Genomic DNA, 16,925 nt, shown 5'->3' on the forward strand with positions numbered 1-16,925 from the left:
AGGCGGAGGATTGATATCCTCCACCCGATGAATTACTTCACATCCTGAATACGTTTGATCAAATCCTGGTGGTCTTTACCGTAATTATCCCGTACTGACTGCGTGGCTTTATAGAAATAGTCCGTATCAATATCGTGGAACTGAACACCGTTGGCTTTCATGGTCTCCAGCGATTTCGCATTATAATCCTGCCAAAGTTTACGTTGCTCTACCTGGGCTTCTTTAGCCAGTTTAATAATGAGTTCTTGGTCTTCTTTTTTTAACTTATCCCATTTGGCTTTCGAGAACAGAAAAAGCTCAGGAATAATAAAGTGTTTACTCCAGGTATAGTTTTTCACGACCGGCAAATAGTTATGCGCAACAAACGTTGGCGGGTTATTTTCCGTACCATCAATAACGCCGGTCTGCATGCCGCTAAATACTTCACTGACGCCCATCACAATGGAGTTAGCGCCCATCGCTTTTAGGGTATCCAGCGCTATCGGACTGGCCTGAACGCGGATTTTCATGCCGTGCAAATCTTCCGGTTTCACTACCGGATTCTTGGTGATCAGGTTGCGCGTTCCCGCATCCATCCAGCCAAGGAACACCAGTCGTGATTTGGTATTGGCTGTCAGACGGTCGCCAATCTCCTGACCAATCATGCCGTCGAGAACCTTATGCATATGGTCCTCATCGCGGAAAATATATGGCAGGGTAAACACGTTTATTTCAGGGAGAATTGCGGCAACTGGCGTCATTGAGACGCGAATAATATCAATGGCGCCTAATTGCGCCTGTTCAATCATCTGTTTTTCATCGCCTAACACACCACCTGGAAATGTTTTGATCTCCAGACGACCTTCGGTCGCGGCGCTAAGTTTCTCCCCCATATGTTTCACTGCAACAACGTTCGGGTAATCAGCCGGATGCACATCTGCGGCGCGAAAGGTTTGTGCCAGCGTTGCATGACTCGCCAGTAATACAGACGCGCCAATACACAGACTTAACAGGTTTTTTGTCAGTTTCATTTGTCCTTCTCCAGAAGTTCATAATATCCATTAACAGGAATAGCTTGCAGAGCAAATGACTGCCGGAATTAAAAACGGGCAGCGAGAAACTTTCTTAACGACGTTACCTGCGCAGACTAACTGGTGTAACAATTTATTTCGATGACTGCGTTCACAAAAAATCGCAGATGCTTATAATTTTTAGCACGCTGTTTCATTTTTGCAACGCAGATCGTTTTATTGATAAAAAAACAACGCAAAGAAGGCAATTTGATACTAATTACCCGCGTTAGCATTTCAATAAAAATAAAACACCAATATTTCGGGAGAATATCTTTCGAATGAAAAAGAGAAATGCAGGAGAGTATTAACACCCTCCTGCAAAGAAGTTGAGGATTACTGCCAGCCGTAGCGGCGGCTATAAAAACCTTTCACGAGCTGGGTTAATGTCATGTAGCCCGCCAGAATCGCAATCAGCCACGGGAAGTAGCTCAGCGGCAGCGCCTGCAATTGCAGATAGTTGGCCAGCGGCGAGAACGGTAATGCAATGCCTACCACCATGACCACCAGCGTCATCAGCATCAGCGGCCATGCGGCGCGGCTTTGGATGAACGGCACGCGGCGGGTACGGATCATATGCACAATCAGCGTTTGCGACAACAGGCCTACCACGAACCAGCCAGACTGGAACAACGTCTGATGTTCTGGCGTATTCGCATGGAAGACGAACCACATCAGGCAAAATGTCAGAATGTCGAAGATCGAGCTGATCGGTCCAAAGAAGATCATAAAGCGCCCCAACTCGCTGGGATTCCAGCGCTGCGGCTTTTTGATCTGCTCTTCGTCGACATTATCAAACGGAATCGCCACCTGGGATACATCGTACAGCAGGTTCTGAATCAGTAAGTGCAGCGGCAACATCGGCAGGAACGGTAAGAAGGCGCTCGCCACCAGCACGCTAAACACGTTACCGAAGTTAGAACTGGCCGTCATTTTGATATACTTCAGCATGTTAGAAAAAGTACGGCGTCCTTCGATCACCCCTTCTTCCAGCACCATCAGGCTCTTTTCCAGCAGGATGATATCAGCCGCTTCACGCGCAATATCAACCGCGCCGTCAACGGAGATACCAATGTCCGCCGCGCGCAGCGCCGGGGCATCGTTAATGCCATCCCCCATAAAGCCAACCACATGACCTTCGCGCTTGAGCAGCGTGACAATGCGCTCTTTGTGCATCGGTGTCAGACGAGCAAACAGCGTGGTGCGCTGGGCCAGCGTTGCCAGCTCATCGTCGCTTAACCCTTCAATGTTGCTACCGATAACCACATCGCCCGCATCCAGCCCCACTTCGTGACACACTTTCGCCGCCACCAGCTCGCTATCGCCAGTCAGGATTTTCACCGTAATACCGCTGGCTTTCAGCGCTTTGAGCGCTGGCGCGGTGGTCTCTTTCGGCGGATCGAGGAACGCAATATAGCCTTCGAGGATCAGATCTGATTCATCAATACGCTGGTAATCGCCCTCACGCGCTGGCAGGTATTTCGTCGCTACCGCCACCACGCGCAGCCCCTGGCGATTCAGCGTATCCGTGACGCGCTTCACCCGACGCAGCATGTTGTCATCTAACGGGACAACCTCACCGCTGTAGCGCACCTGGGTGCAGACGCTGAGGATCTCCTGCAGCGCGCCTTTGCACACCAGTTGATGCACATCGGTTTCTTCAGCGACCACCACCGACATGCGGCGGCGTTCGAAGTCAAACGGGATCTCATCAATTTTCTGCCAGCGGGTAGAGAGCTGGCGGGCTGATTCTTCGTCCACGCCTTCCAGCACTGCCGTATCCAGCAGATTCTTCAACCCGGTCTGGTAATGGCTGTTCAGCCACGCAGAATGCAGGACGTGCTCGCTGGGCTTACCAGATATATCTGTATGATTCTCAAGTACAATTTTGTCTTGTGTCAGGGTACCCGTTTTATCAGTACACAGGATATCCATCGCGCCAAAGTTCTGAATAGCGTCGAGGTGTTTGACGATGACCTTTTGTTTTGACAGCTTCACCGCCCCACGCGCCAGCGTCGAGGTGACGATCATCGGCAGCATTTCCGGGGTCAGCCCCACCGCGACAGACAGGGCAAACAGCGCCGCTTCCCACCAGTCGCCTTTGGTATAGCCGTTGATGATGAGCACAATCGGCGCCATCACCAGCATAAAACGGATCAGCAGCATGCTGACGCGACTGATCCCTTTCTGAAAAGCATTCTGCTCGCTTTCCTGCTCGCTGACGCGGCCCGCCAGTTGCCCGAACCAGGTATTGGCTCCGGTCGCAATCACGATGGCCTGCGCCGTGCCGCTCACCACGTTGGTGCCCATAAAGCACAGGGTATCGCATTCGAGCGGGTTGCTTTGCTGTGGGTCGCGGCTGGTTGCGACTTTCTCCACCGGCAGCGATTCACCGGTCAGCGAAGCCTGGGCCACGAACAGGTCACGAGCCTGCACCACACGCAGATCGGCCGGGATCATATCCCCTGCCGCCAGCTTAATGATATCGCCGGGAACTAACTGGTCGATCGGCAGTTCAACCCAGCCGTTCTCTCCTTTCTCGTTGATAACGCGCAGCACCGTAGCGGTGTTACTGACCATCGCTTTCAGCGCATCTGCCGCTTTGGTGGAACGCGCCTCCTGCACAAAATTCAGCAGCGTAGAAATGACGACCATCAGAGCAATGACGCCAGCGGCAAACAGATCTTCGGTGGCATAGGAAATCGCACCGAGGATGGTCAACAAAATATTAAACGGGTTACGGTAGCAGACCCACAGATGCACCCACCACGGCGACGGCTTCTGCGCTGGCAGTTGGTTCTCACCATGTAATTCGCGAGCGTTTTCCACTTCTGCGGCGTTTAATCCTTCCGGGTGCGCGCCAAACGTTTTCCACAGCGCGGCTTCGTCCATCAGCGCCATTTTCAGACAATGTTCGCTCAGCGATGGCGGGATCGGCGTGCTGGCAACGGTCTGGGCATTAGGCAACGGATCGCGATGCACCAGACGGTGTGGTAAATGGCGGTTTAGCCGGGCAAATAGCTGGCGAGTAATATTTTTGAACATAGGCAGTCCCTCTGCGCCAGTCTCAACAGGCGCAGTAAATCCTTCAGGCGTGGCAAAGCCTTACCTGATGGCAATATTAAAATCACAACAGGGACGTCAGAACGTCACTGTCTTACTGCTCCGGTAAGACAGTGAAAGACAGGCTTACCGGAAAGGGGAGTTTCTCCATCTCGGGAGAGGGGTGGGATCGGGATCCATATAGCCTCCGGTAAGTGAATGATTTGCGCTGCGGATTATACGCAGAAAACCATAAGGTTTGTGGCAATTATGGCAGTATGATAAACCATGGAAACTAAACCAAACGTATACCAGACTTTGCCCATTGCGCTGCGCTTGAGTAAAGTTATTCTCTATTTGGCATAACTTCACACGCAACACGGGAAAACAGGATGCAAAACCGGCTGACAATTAAAGACATCGCCCGCTTAAGCGGTGTGGGAAAATCAACCGTTTCCCGTGTGCTTAACAATGAAAGCGGCGTGAGCGAACGCACCCGCGAACGCGTTGAAGCGGTGATGAATCAGCACGGTTTTTCCCCTTCCCGCTCCGCACGCGCCATGCGCGGACAAAGTGACAAGGTGGTGGCGATCATCGTCACGCGTCTGGACTCGCTTTCGGAAAATCTCGCCGTGCAAACCATGCTGCCCGCCTTTTATGAGCAGGGTTACGACCCGATCATGATGGAAAGCCAGTTCTCGCCCGAGCTGGTTGAAGAGCATCTCGGCATGCTCAGACGCCGCAATATTGACGGCGTGGTGCTGTTTGGTTTTACCGGCATAAGTGAATCCATGCTCGCCTCCTGGCAGGATTCGCTGGTGCTGCTGGCAAGAGATGCCAAAGGCTTTGCCTCCGTCTGCTATGACGATGAAGGCGCCATTCGCACCCTGATGCAGCGTTTATACGATCGCGAGCATCGCCATATCAGCTTTCTTGGCGTTCCCCATAGCGACGTGACCACCGGTAAGCGCCGCCATGAAGCCTACCTGGCGTTCTGTAAGAAACACAAACTGCATCCTGTAGCCGCGCTACCGGGTCTTGCCATGAAGCAGGGTTATGAGCAGGCCGCCAACGTCATCACCCCGGAAACCACTGCCTTAGTCTGCGCGACTGACACCCTCGCCCTTGGTGTCAGCAAATATCTGCAAGAGCAGCGAATTGAGAATCTACAGCTGGCGAGCGTGGGCAGTACGCCGCTGATGAAATTCCTCCATCCGGAAATTATCACCGTCGATCCAGGATATGCCGAAGCCGGACGACAAGCGGCCTCGCAGCTGATCGAGCAGATCAACGGCCGTAGCGAACTACGACAAATCGTTATTCCTTCCACCCTCTCCTGATCGCTTTCTGAGCGTTAATTTGTGATCTTCGCTGCGTTTCGGGAACGTTCCCATTTTTAAAAAATCATCGACGATATACTCTGGCCACAGCAACGAGAGAGTTGCCAGATGGCGATGCTAAAACGTCTTATCCGGCCTACGGGGAACACACATCATCATGAGCAAAATAAAACAAGCAGACATCGACCGGCTGATTGAGCTGGTAGGCGGGCGCGACAATATCGCCACGGTAAGTCACTGCATTACTCGCCTGCGTTTTGTGCTGAATCAGCCTGCGAATGCCAGGCCAAAAGAGATCGAACAGTTGCCGATGGTCAAAGGCTGCTTCACCAACGCCGGGCAGTTTCAGGTGGTGATTGGTACCGAAGTGGGCGATTACTACAAAGCGCTGCTGGCGACAACCGGTCAGGCCAGCGCCGACAAAGAGCAGGCGAAAAAAGCCGCGCGGCAGAATATGAAATGGCACGAACAGCTGATTTCTCATTTTGCGGAGATCTTCTTCCCGCTGCTGCCAGCGCTGATTAGCGGCGGCTTGATCTTGGGGTTCCGTAATGTGATTGGCGATCTGCCCATGAGCAACGGGCAGACGCTGGCGCAGATGTACCCTTCGCTGAAAACCCTTTACGACTTCCTGTGGCTAATTGGCGAAGCGATCTTCTTCTATCTGCCGGTCGGGATCTGCTGGTCAGCAGTGAAGAAAATGGGCGGTACGCCGATCCTCGGTATTGTGCTGGGCGTGACCCTGGTTTCACCGCAGCTAATGAACGCCTATCTACTCGGTCAACAGGTACCGGAAGTGTGGAACTTCGGCCTGTTCAGCATTGAAAAAGTGGGCTATCAGGCGCAGGTTATTCCGGCACTGCTGGCCGGTCTGGCGCTCGGGTTTATTGAAACACGCATGAAACGCATCGTCCCGGATTATCTGTATCTGGTGATCGTCCCGGTGTGCTCGTTGATCCTCGCGGTATTCCTCGCGCACGCCTTTATTGGTCCGTTTGGCCGCATGATCGGCGACGGTGTCGCGTTTGCGGTCCGTCACCTGCTGACCGGCAGCTTTGCCCCGATTGGCGCGGCGCTGTTCGGCTTCCTGTATGCCCCGCTGGTGATAACCGGCGTGCATCAGACCACGCTGGCTATCGACATGCAGATGATTCAGAGCATGGGCGGTACGCCGGTATGGCCGCTGATCGCACTGTCGAATATCGCTCAGGCTTCTGCGGTAGTCGGGATCATCATCTCCAGTCGCAAACACAATGAACGTGAGATCTCCGTTCCTGCCGCGATCTCCGCCTATCTCGGGGTCACTGAACCGGCCATGTACGGGATCAACCTGAAATACCGCTTCCCGATGCTGTGCGCGATGATCGGTTCCGGTCTCGCCGGACTGCTGTGCGGCCTGAACGGTGTGTTGGCGAACGGAATTGGCGTCGGCGGTTTGCCGGGCATCCTCTCCATCCAGCCGACTTACTGGCAGGTATTTGGCATGGCAATGGTCATTGCGATTGTTATCCCCATGGTACTGACCTCATTCGTTTATCAGCGTAAACACCGTATGGGCACACTACAAATTGTCTAACTTTTCTTCGGGGCGCAGTTGCGCCCCATCGTATTTCCAGGAAACAACCATGAATATTCCCCACTGGTGGCAAAACGGCGTCATCTATCAGGTTTACCCCAAGAGTTTTCAGGACACCACCGGCAACGGCACCGGCGATTTACGCGGCGTGACGCAGCGTCTCGGCTATCTGCAAACGCTGGGGGTTGATGCCATCTGGCTAACGCCGTTCTATATTTCGCCGCAGGTTGATAACGGCTACGACGTCGCGGATTACATGTCTGTCGATCCGGCCTACGGAACGCTTGCAGACTTTGACGAACTGGTGGCGCAGGCGAAAGCGCGCGGCATCCGTATTATTCTCGATATGGTGTTTAACCACACTTCAACCCAGCACCCCTGGTTTCGTGAGGCGCTGGATAAAGACAGCCCGTATCGTCAGTTTTACCTCTGGCGCGACGGCACGCCAGACAGTCTCCCGAATAACTGGCGCTCCAAATTTGGCGGCAGCGCCTGGGGCTGGCACGCCGAAAGCGAGCAGTACTATCTGCACCTCTTTGCTCCGGAGCAGGCAGACCTGAACTGGGAGAACCCGGCGGTCCGCGCCGAGCTAAAAAAAGTGTGCGAGTTCTGGGCCGATCGCGGCGTGGACGGGCTGCGTCTCGACGTGGTGAATCTTATCTCTAAAAATCAGGACTTCCCGAGCGATCCCGACGGCGATGGGCGGCGTTTTTATACCGACGGCCCGCGCGCGCATGCGTTTTTACGTGAAATGAACCGCGACGTCTTCACGCCCTGCGGCCTGATGACGGTCGGCGAAATGTCCTCCACCACGCTGGAAAACTGCCAGCAGTACGCCGCACTCGATGGCAGCGAACTGTCGATGACCTTCAACTTCCACCACCTGAAAGTGGATTACCCCAACGGTGAGAAGTGGACGTTAGCCAAACCCGACTATGTGGCGCTCAAAACCCTGTTCCGCCACTGGCAACAAGGCATGCACAATCAGGCCTGGAACGCGCTGTTCTGGTGTAACCACGACCAGCCACGCATCGTGTCGCGTTTTGGCGATGAAGGTAAATACCGCGTTCCGGCCGCAAAAATGCTGGCGATGGTGCTGCACGGTATGCAGGGCACGCCCTACATCTACCAGGGTGAAGAGATCGGCATGACCAATCCGCACTTCCGCCAGATTACCGATTACCGCGATGTGGAAAGCCATAACATGTTTGCCACCCTGAACGGCCAGGGGCGCGATGCGCAAGAGCTGCTGGCGATCCTCGCCAGTAAATCGCGCGATAACAGCCGCACGCCGATGCAGTGGGATGCCAGCAAACACGCGGGCTTCACCCAGGGTGAGCCGTGGATCAATCTGTGCGACAACGCAGCGAATATCAACGTGGCGGCAGCGCTGCGCGATACCGACTCGGTGTTCTATACCTATCAGAAGCTGATCGCATTGCGTAAAGCAGAGCCGGTTATTACCTGGGGCGACTATCAGGATCTGCTACCGGACAGCCCGCATCTGTGGTGCTATCAACGTGAATGGCAAGGACAGCGGTTGCTGGTCATTGCTAATCTGAGCGATACCTTCCAGAGCTGGCAGCCGACCCAGACCGACGGCAACTGGCAGGTGCTGATGCACAACTATGCCGAGGTCGCCAGCCAACCCACAGACATGACGCTGCGTCCTTTTGAAGCCGTCTGGTGGTTGCAAAAGTAACGCCGCAAAGATACGGATAAGCATCTTTATCCGTATCTTTTATTATGCAATCCAGGTGTGACGTATAGCGATACCTGAAATGTACCATGATAAAATTTACAAGCGCTGGAGAATAAAACAAAAATACACCTGCCTCTTATTATATAACCCGGCAGGATATTATGAAAAAACTTATTAGGACATGTACTCTTTCAGCATTACTGATTAGCAGCCAGGGATGGTGTGGGAATACTGCTGTTGATTTACGTTTTGGTCATAACACTAACTCTGACGTTAATGATTCAAGAATTAAGGTCATGCACCAAGCTGATAATGGTTTTTATTTTTCTGTTGAAGCTGCACAAAATCACAATGACACATTTTTTGGCGATACCGATCGTAACGACCCCGATGATAAAGGTGTTACTGAAGCTGCTCAAGAAATAGAAACACGCTGGCGTTTTGACTTAGGTGACGGTTATGCTATTGCACCAGGCTTAGTTACGGTATTTACCACGAGCAACACACATTACCGCCCTTTTATTCAGGGATGGAAATCTTTTGACAATGGGATTAATCTCTCCGCTCGTTATCGTTATAACACCGTAAATGACTCACACAGTGACAGAGAATTAGACGGCAGCGGGTATACCCGCCGCGAATCTCACCAATTCGATATCTGGTTTGCTTATAATATTGGCAAGTTTGGTATGTCTTATAATCCCCGTTTCCGCTGGCAGGACGGGGTCGACCAGGGAACGGGTGATGATACGTACTGGGAACATACCGTGGCATTCAATTATAAACTGGACGATGGTTGGACGCCGTATGTTGAGCTAGTGTCTCTTGATAAAACCTATATCAATGACAACGGAAATCATGAAAATGATTATGCCGTGCGTCTGGGCATCGTTAAGCAACTCTGATGTTTTACGCCGCATCGTGTTGCAACAAATAGCAACCGATGCGGTCAACAACGGTCAGCAGCTCCAGTTGGCCTTCCCGTTGATACAAGGAAATCGCATCGATATCAATGTCGAGGGGCCAACACAAAGTAGCCAGCGCCGCTAACGAAGATTCTCTTCTGGTAATCGCAATTATTTTTAGCCCTTTACGCAACGCATTTCTTGCCATTTCAACTAAAGAAGCGGTTTCTCCCGATTTACTGATCAACACCAGTGTTCCTCGGGAGACCCGAGTAAGCTGATGAATATCATTGAGAATTAAATGGGGCAGACTCGCCAGTGAGAGAAAACGAGAAAGGTAATTCAAACTGGTCAGCGATGCACCACGTGAATATAAAAATATATGACTTGAATTACTCAACTGGTTACACAATTGTATAATTACTTCTTCTTTTTCGTTGCCAATACTATATTTTACCGGCTCGGCAACGCGTCGGTCTCGTGAAAATTTATAGCGTAGTTCCGTATAGCTTTGATACCCCATTTTCTTACACACCCGATTCACGGACGTCGTCGTAGTGAAGGTCTCGGTAGCAATCACTTTAGCGGAAATGCCAGAAATTTCATGTGCATGACACTGTATATATTCAAATATTAATCTTTCACTACCTTGAAAAGAATTCATGAAATAGCACTCTTTAACTACAGATAGAATAATCATACCCGTATCCTAGGCCAGACACTGCAATACGAATCACACTATCATGATACAGGTATGTCCATACGCAATAAGTATCACCAAACGTTTATTGGTTTGTTTAATTCTCTTTATAATTTTCGCAGTCCTATTTTCAGAGATTTCACAATGACAAAACTAAAAATTGTTGCAGTAACGGCATGCCCTACAGGTATCGCCCATACATTTATGGCGGCCAACAAAATTGTCACATGGGCGAAAGAAAATGGCTTTAACGTTAAAGTAGAAACACAAGGAAGCGACGGAGTCAAAAATAAGCTTTCCCGGCAAGATATCGCCAGCGCTGACGCTGTCATACTGGCAACGGACGTTCCCATCCAGGATGCTGAACGATTCGAAAACACGCAGCATCTTAAAATTCGTACACAGGAACTGATTAAAAATACCGAGCGCTATATTCGCCAGGCGCTAGCCTTAAGCAAAGGATCCACCCAGATAACTGACGAATCGGAAGAGCGTCGTTCCGCATGGCAAATATTTATTGGCCATATTATGGCGGCAATCAGCTATATGTTGCCTGTCGTCGTTCTGGGCGGGTTGCTCATGGCGGTGGCTAAAATAACCGGGCAATTTATCCCCATCGCCGGTACGCCGTTTGAGGTGCTGGATAAACTGGGCTTTATGGTTATCAAGTTCATGTACCCAGTATTCGCTATGTATCTCGCCTTTTCGATTGCCGGGAAACCTGCGCTGATACCCGGCCTTATCGGCGGAATTATGTCTGACGAAGTCTACAAGCGCTTTTTTAATCTCGAAGGTTTTATGCCTTCGGGATTTTTTGGTGCAATCGCCATCGGCTTTTTTGTCGGCCACCTGGTGCAATGGCTTAACGATACGATAAAAGTACGCCAGCAAATCACTACCATCAAAACCATGTTGATCGTGCCACTGTGCACCGGTATCACGCTGGTTATTGTGATGCAGTATCTGATTAACCCCATTTTTGGCGCACTGAATCAGGCGATGGTGACTTTTTTTACTTCTGCCGGGGACTCCGGACGCAATTTTTATTCTCTGATGATCGCAGCAGGTACCGCTTTCGACCTCGGCGGACCAATTAACAAAGCGGCGGGATCGGTGGCGCTGGGACTTAACGGCGTGAGCGAGACCTTCGATTTAACGGCCAGAGAGTTGGCTATCGTCATCCCTTCAATCGGCGTCGGCATTGCCGCATTGCTCAATAACCGCTTCGGTCTTCCTGATGTGTTCAATAGTGAAGAAAAAACCATCGGTAGCACCTCACTACTACTGGGATTCATTGGCATTTCCGAAGGGGCGATCCCCTTTATTCTGAAAAACCCACGCCTGATTCCCGTCTTTATGGTCGGCGCGATGTCTGGCGCACTGATTGCTACAACGTTAGGCGTCAAACAATCCTTACCGCTGCCCGCTATTTGGGGATGGCCGCTAGCTACCAACGTTACGGGTTATCTGATCAGCGTTTTCGCAGGCTCTCTGGTGTGCGCTTTGGGCGTGCTTTTCTTCAGCCCGAAACTGGCAACAAATTCAGGAAAGTAAAATGAGTCATATCCATGTCATCGCCCACACGCACTGGGATCAAGAGTGGTATTTCACACTACAGGACAGCAATATCCTGGCATCACGAAATTTTGCCGATGTTATCGACACATTAGAACGTAACGCCGATTACACCTGTTACCATTTCGACGGACAAACCGCGGTTGTTGAGGATTTTCTGGCCGTCAATCCGCAATATGCTGACCGCCTGAAGCAACTCGTCAAAAACAAACGGCTTTATATTGGCCCGTGGTACACCCAGACGGATACGTTTAACGTTCACGGCGAATCGATTATCCGCAACCTGAAGTACGGCATACTGTCCGCGCGTAAACTGGGCCACGCCATGATGGTGGGCTATCTCCCCGATACCTTTGGTCATAACAGCCAGCTTCCGACGCTGCTTCGCGGATGCAATCTGGATAACATCGTGTTCTGGCGCGGTATTGATCATGACACGCAGGTTGCACAGAGCCAGTTTATCTGGCGAGCGCCGTCAGGTTCGCAGGTCATCGCCTGCGCAATGCCGTTTGGCTACGGGGCGGCCAAAAATATTCAGCCGGACGATGCCCACCTGCAAGAAAAAATCTTTCCGATGGTGAATCTCATCCGCCAACGCTCCGGTCTGCATGACTTACTCCTGCCCTGCGGTGGCGATCAGGTCAATATTGATCCCCTGCTGCCAGAGATTCTGCAGACGGTCAGCGAGCGCTCATCTGAAGGCGATCGGTTCCATATCTCGTCGCTGGAGGCGTATGTTGATACGCTTCGTCAGCAAGCCGATGGATTTACCTGCTGGCAGGGAGAACTGAAATCCCCGCGCTATACCCGGATCCACAAAACCATCGGCTCCGTTCGCTACGACATTAAAAAGATAAATTACGATGTCGAACAATTTTTGTTGAGCAAGCTGGAACCGACAATCGCGTTGGCCCGCCATCATGGTATTGACGTCAACCTCCAGTGGGTTGATCAAATCTGGAAAAACCTGTTACGCAACCATGCCCATGACTCTATCGGCGGATGCAACAGCGATGCCACCAACCGGGATATTCTGCATCGACTGGAACAAACGGAACAGCTCAGCCAAAGCCTGTGGAATCTGGTTATCAAAGAACTGGCCATTGCCAGCAGTCAGGAGAACGATCTCTTTGTGGTGAACCCTGGCGCGACGCCCTGGTCCGGGATTATCAACGCCACGCTATACACCAGCGCGCCATCCTTTGAACTCTGCGCTGGTGGGCGGACTCTTTCATTTAGCATTCTTGAACAAACAGAGCTTTCCGGTGGACGCGTGATTCAGGTTACGCCGCAGGGAGAAAAAGAGGTTGAGCTACCGCCCTATTACCGCTCGCAGGTCGCTATCGATACGCAGGCACTGCCCGCGCTGGGTTATATTAATATCAGCGTTCGCGAGGGCGCATGCGCGGTTTCTACGCTACGTCCTTGTGCTGAAAACTACATTGAAAATGACCACTACCGGCTAACGCTTGCTGGCGGAACGCTGACGCTGCGGGATAAGCGTACCGGCAGGACTATCTCCGATCTGCTAACTTTCGAAGATTGTGCGGATGCAGGCGATAGCTATGATTTTTCGCCGCTGGAAGGTGATATCCCGCAAAAGTTCAATCACTTCACGCTTGATGCCTGTGAAAAGAGCCAGCACGTTGAGCGCTTAACGTTGGGCATCACGCTCAACCTGCCTTATTCATTAAGTCAACGCGCGCCACAAGAGTGCCGGTTACAGGTTGTTTGCGAACTCCGTCAGGGAGAAGCCCATCTTTTTATTGATACCCGCCTGGAAAACAACGTTTGCGACCACCGCCTGCGCCTGCTGATCAACAGCGATATTCACACCCACGAATCAATAGCTTCGCAGCCTTTCGGCATTATTCACCGCCCCATTGCCGACGCCCCTGCGAACTGGCAGCAAAACTATCGTGAGAAACCTGTCGATATCGAAACCAGCGAGGGCATTATTGCTATTGCGGAAAACGACAACGCGATGATCGTTAACAGTCTGGGCATGAAGGAGTATCAGATCCTGCAAAATACAACATCGCAGGTAGCACTGACGCTCTTCAAATCGACTGGCGTTCTGGGACGCGACGATCTGGCGTGGCGACCCGGACGCGCTTCCGGCATCAATAACACCGTTATTTACACGCCAGAGGCTCAGCTCCACAAGCTCCTACATTTTAGCCTGACGTTATCTCTCGCCAAACGAGCCGATCATATGACATTACGTCGCCTTGAGGCTCGAGCGTTACGCCAGCCTTTCAGCTGGCAGAACCAGAAGCTAAACACGCTGGACAACCGTCTGGAGCGCTTCACGCTTAATTTCATGCCGCGTTCCCTGCCAGAGACCTGCAGCCTGCTAACGCTGCCTGAACCGCTCATCCTTTCGGCGCTGCCACACGCCCAGACGATAAATGGAACAATATTACGTATTTTCAATGCCGGTGAGCATCCTGTTGAACTTCCGCCATTACTGCAAAAGATACCGCAGATTAACTATCTGGAAGAATCCGTTGAACGCTGCCGCGAAATTGCGCCTTTCGCTACATGCGATTTTCTTTTCTCACTGCCGGAGCGTGACGTAAAAGTATGAATATCTCCCCACATAAAGCATTTATCCGCGAGACGCTGACACAGCTCTACCCGCATGCAGATCATCAGGAAATCGCCGCAAAAATCGAGCAACTTGCTCAACGCTGGAAACCGAAAACGCCAACAGCAGTTGCGTTAGATCAAAGCCGTATCTGGATGATCGCCTATGGCGATAGCATCAGCTCGCAAGGGGCAAATCCCCTGTCGATTCTCCACCAGTTTGCAAAACTGTGGTTGAAGGGGACGATCAGTGACATTCACCTGCTGCCGATGTTCCCCTGGACTTCCGATGACGGTTTCAGCGTGGTGGATTACCGACAAGTTGATCCCAATCTTGGGCAGTGGTCAGATATTGCCGCGCTGGCGGGCGACTTCAATCTAATGTTCGATTTTGTGATAAACCATATTTCACAGCAAAGCCGTTGGTTCCAGGGCTATCTGCGCGGTGAGCCACGCTATCAAAACTACTTTATTAACGCCGATCCGGATGACGACTACCACCAGGTGACGCGTCCCAGGACGCTGCCGCTGCTCACCCCTTTCAAGCGAGCAACAGGGGAAACGGCACACATCTGGACCACATTCAGCGCCGATCAGATCGATCTCAATTTTCGTGAACCTGATGTTTTACTGGAAAGTATTGATATTCTTTTGGAATACGCCTCCCGCGGCGCTCGGGCGATTCGACTCGATGCCGTAGGTTTTTTGTGGAAAGAGAAAAACAGCCGCTGTATTCATCTACCGCAAACTCATCTGATCATCAAACTCTGGCGGGCGATTCTGGAAGAGATCTGGCCTGACTGTCTGTTGATTACCGAAACCAATGTGCCGCATCAGGAAAATATCAGCTATCTGGGCTGCGGGGATGAGGCTCATATGGTGTATCAATTCCCGTTACCGCCGCTAACGCTGCACGCCTTCCTGCGTGGCAACGCACGCTGGCTACGCCAGTGGGCGCAAAGGCTGGAGCAGGACACCTTTCCTGACAACACCACGTTTTTCAATTTCCTCGCCAGCCACGACGGCATCGGATTGCGACCCGTTGAAAATATTCTCTCTACGGAAGAAAAAACGTTTCTGGTCAGTGAAGTGGAGCGCAAGCAAGGGCGTATTTCCTGGCGCACCAATCCGGACGGCAGCCAGTCGCCGTACGAGATGAATATTAACTTTCTGAGTGCGTTGAGCGAACCGGGAGAAGCTCCCGACACGCAGGTCGCCAGATTTGCCGCCGCTCACGCCATCCTCTTTATGTTGCGGGGCGTACCTGCAATTTACTACCACAGCCTTCTCGGTAGCGAAAATGATATTGCAGGGTTGAACGCGTCAGGGATAAATCGCCGCATTAACCGTGAAAAGCTGGATTTTGCCCCCCTTCACAACACACTTATTACGCCTGAGTCAAAACAGGCCAGGATCTATGCCGCATTGACGAACTTACTGCGTATACGTAAGCAACATCCGGCTTTTTCACCTTTCGCCACACAGCGCGTTCTTGAACTACCTGATGCGTTTTTTGGTGTTAAACGCCACCATTCGACAGAGGGGGAAACGGTGTACTGCGTGGTAAATGTCACCGGTCTCCCACAATCACTTTCTCTCCCCATCGGAGGAATAGATCTTTTGTCGGGAAAAGCCTTTAACGGCGTTTGCGAGCTAACGGGCTGGCAAACCGTCTGGATCCGTACCACAACGCAACCGGAGGCATAACATGGAACTGTCAGCACTGACTCGCTCTGAACTCATTTTTATCGATCCGCCGCAATCTTCTCCCGATGCGATCATCCGGCATATGTCTTCGGCACTGTTCGAATGCGGACTCATTACCCATAAAGACGCTTTTATTGACAGCGTTCTGCGCCGTGAAAAAGAAGGACCGACCGCGCTGGGAGAAGAACTGGCCGTCCCTCATGGAAAATGTGAGTCCGTCGTGCAGGCGTCGTTCTGCGTCGCCCTCTTTCCCGAGCCAATACTGTGGCCCGGTCTTGAAGGGCCAGAAACCGTACGGTTAGTGTTCCTGCTGGCGATCCCGCCCACGGAAGCAGGCACCACGCATATGCAACTATTAACCCAGCTTACCTCGTCGCTGGTTGAAGATGAGATGCGAAGCGCCATGCTTAACGCTACGTCTGCCGAAGAGGTACTGGCGCTGCTCTCGCCTGGCGCTACGCCAGCGGAGGAAACACCAGAAAACCGCGTGAAAAGTCATCGTCTTGTACCGCTCATTCTGGGTCTCGTCGCCTCAGTTGCCTTCATTAACGCAGGTATTCACTGGGTGCAGTCGCTGTCGTAATAGCGTATTCCGGGCAGCTGATGCCTGCCCGGCTATACCTTTCTGTTTTTGTTGAATAATTAATCAGAATTTTCTGCCCACAATTTACAATCGGCTGTAGTGCCCGTCATCTGTACGCTCCGATTTTTACTTTGCGCTACATCAAATAAATCGTAAA

At 51.8% G+C, this 16,925-nt stretch carries 12 protein-coding genes; 8 read left to right on the forward strand and 4 right to left on the reverse strand.

Features of this window, described 5'->3' with window-relative positions:
* Positions 1-32: 32 nt before the first annotated feature.
* The 3 genes from GFC06_RS01775 to mgtL form a co-directional block, all read right to left on the reverse strand.
* Entirely contained in the window at positions 33-1,010 is a 978-nt protein-coding gene (locus GFC06_RS01775) for a TRAP transporter substrate-binding protein (RefSeq protein ID WP_016151488.1), read from the reverse strand.
* A gap of 375 nt (positions 1,011-1,385) precedes the next feature.
* A complete protein-coding gene (gene mgtA, locus GFC06_RS01780) occupies positions 1,386-4,094 on the reverse strand; it encodes a magnesium-translocating P-type ATPase (protein WP_019078248.1) in 2,709 nt (902 codons plus the stop codon).
* A gap of 144 nt (positions 4,095-4,238) precedes the next feature.
* Positions 4,239-4,292 carry a mgtA regulatory leader peptide MgtL gene (gene mgtL / locus GFC06_RS23525; protein WP_223870169.1) on the reverse strand — a complete coding sequence of 18 codons (54 nt, stop codon included), beginning with the start codon at positions 4,290-4,292 and terminating at the stop codon, positions 4,239-4,241.
* Between the two features lie 191 nt (positions 4,293-4,483).
* Between mgtL and treR the strand changes: the two genes are divergently transcribed.
* The 4 genes from treR (at position 4,484) to GFC06_RS01800 (ending at position 9,614) form a co-directional block, all read left to right on the forward strand.
* The gene (gene treR, locus GFC06_RS01785) at positions 4,484-5,431 is read left to right on the forward strand and encodes a trehalose operon repressor TreR (protein WP_016155565.1); all 948 of its coding nucleotides are present in this window, start codon (positions 4,484-4,486) and stop codon (positions 5,429-5,431) included.
* Positions 5,432-5,588: 157 nt separating this feature from the next.
* Complete coding sequence (gene treB, locus GFC06_RS01790; RefSeq protein ID WP_049283018.1) at positions 5,589-7,007, forward strand: PTS trehalose transporter subunit IIBC; 1,419 nt, start codon at positions 5,589-5,591, stop codon at positions 7,005-7,007.
* A 49-nt stretch (positions 7,008-7,056) separates the two neighbouring features.
* Positions 7,057-8,709: an alpha,alpha-phosphotrehalase gene (gene treC, locus GFC06_RS01795; RefSeq protein ID WP_141875835.1), complete on the forward strand. Its 1,653-nt coding sequence runs from the start codon at positions 7,057-7,059 to the stop codon at positions 8,707-8,709.
* 161 nt (positions 8,710-8,870) lie between these two features.
* Entirely contained in the window at positions 8,871-9,614 is a 744-nt protein-coding gene (locus tag GFC06_RS01800; RefSeq protein ID WP_016151483.1) for an oligogalacturonate-specific porin KdgM family protein, read from the forward strand.
* Between the two features lie 4 nt (positions 9,615-9,618).
* On the opposite strand, the gene GFC06_RS01805 is transcribed toward GFC06_RS01800, so the two are convergent.
* Positions 9,619-10,278, reverse strand: a complete 660-nt coding sequence (locus GFC06_RS01805; RefSeq protein WP_032946888.1) for a MurR/RpiR family transcriptional regulator — start codon at positions 10,276-10,278, stop codon at positions 9,619-9,621.
* 180 nt (positions 10,279-10,458) lie between these two features.
* Between GFC06_RS01805 and GFC06_RS01810 the strand changes: the two genes are divergently transcribed.
* The 4 genes from GFC06_RS01810 to GFC06_RS01825 are packed head-to-tail and all read left to right on the forward strand — an operon-like array spanning position 10,459 to position 16,768.
* Positions 10,459-11,868, forward strand: a complete 1,410-nt coding sequence (locus GFC06_RS01810) for a PTS fructose transporter subunit IIC (protein WP_016151481.1) — start codon at positions 10,459-10,461, stop codon at positions 11,866-11,868.
* Between the two features lies 1 nt (position 11,869).
* Positions 11,870-14,479: a glycoside hydrolase family 38 N-terminal domain-containing protein gene (locus GFC06_RS01815; RefSeq protein WP_141875834.1), complete on the forward strand. Its 2,610-nt coding sequence runs from the start codon at positions 11,870-11,872 to the stop codon at positions 14,477-14,479.
* A complete protein-coding gene (locus GFC06_RS01820) occupies positions 14,476-16,185 on the forward strand; it encodes a sugar phosphorylase (RefSeq protein WP_141875833.1) in 1,710 nt (569 codons plus the stop codon). Before GFC06_RS01815 ends, GFC06_RS01820 begins: the two co-directional genes overlap by 4 nt.
* 1 nt (position 16,186) lies before the next feature.
* Positions 16,187-16,768: a fructose PTS transporter subunit IIA gene (locus GFC06_RS01825; RefSeq protein WP_047499918.1), complete on the forward strand. Its 582-nt coding sequence runs from the start codon at positions 16,187-16,189 to the stop codon at positions 16,766-16,768.
* Positions 16,769-16,925: the final 157 nt, after the last annotated feature.

The organism is Citrobacter braakii, from assembly GCF_009648935.1.
In the GTDB taxonomy this organism is placed as follows: domain Bacteria; phylum Pseudomonadota; class Gammaproteobacteria; order Enterobacterales; family Enterobacteriaceae; genus Citrobacter; species Citrobacter braakii.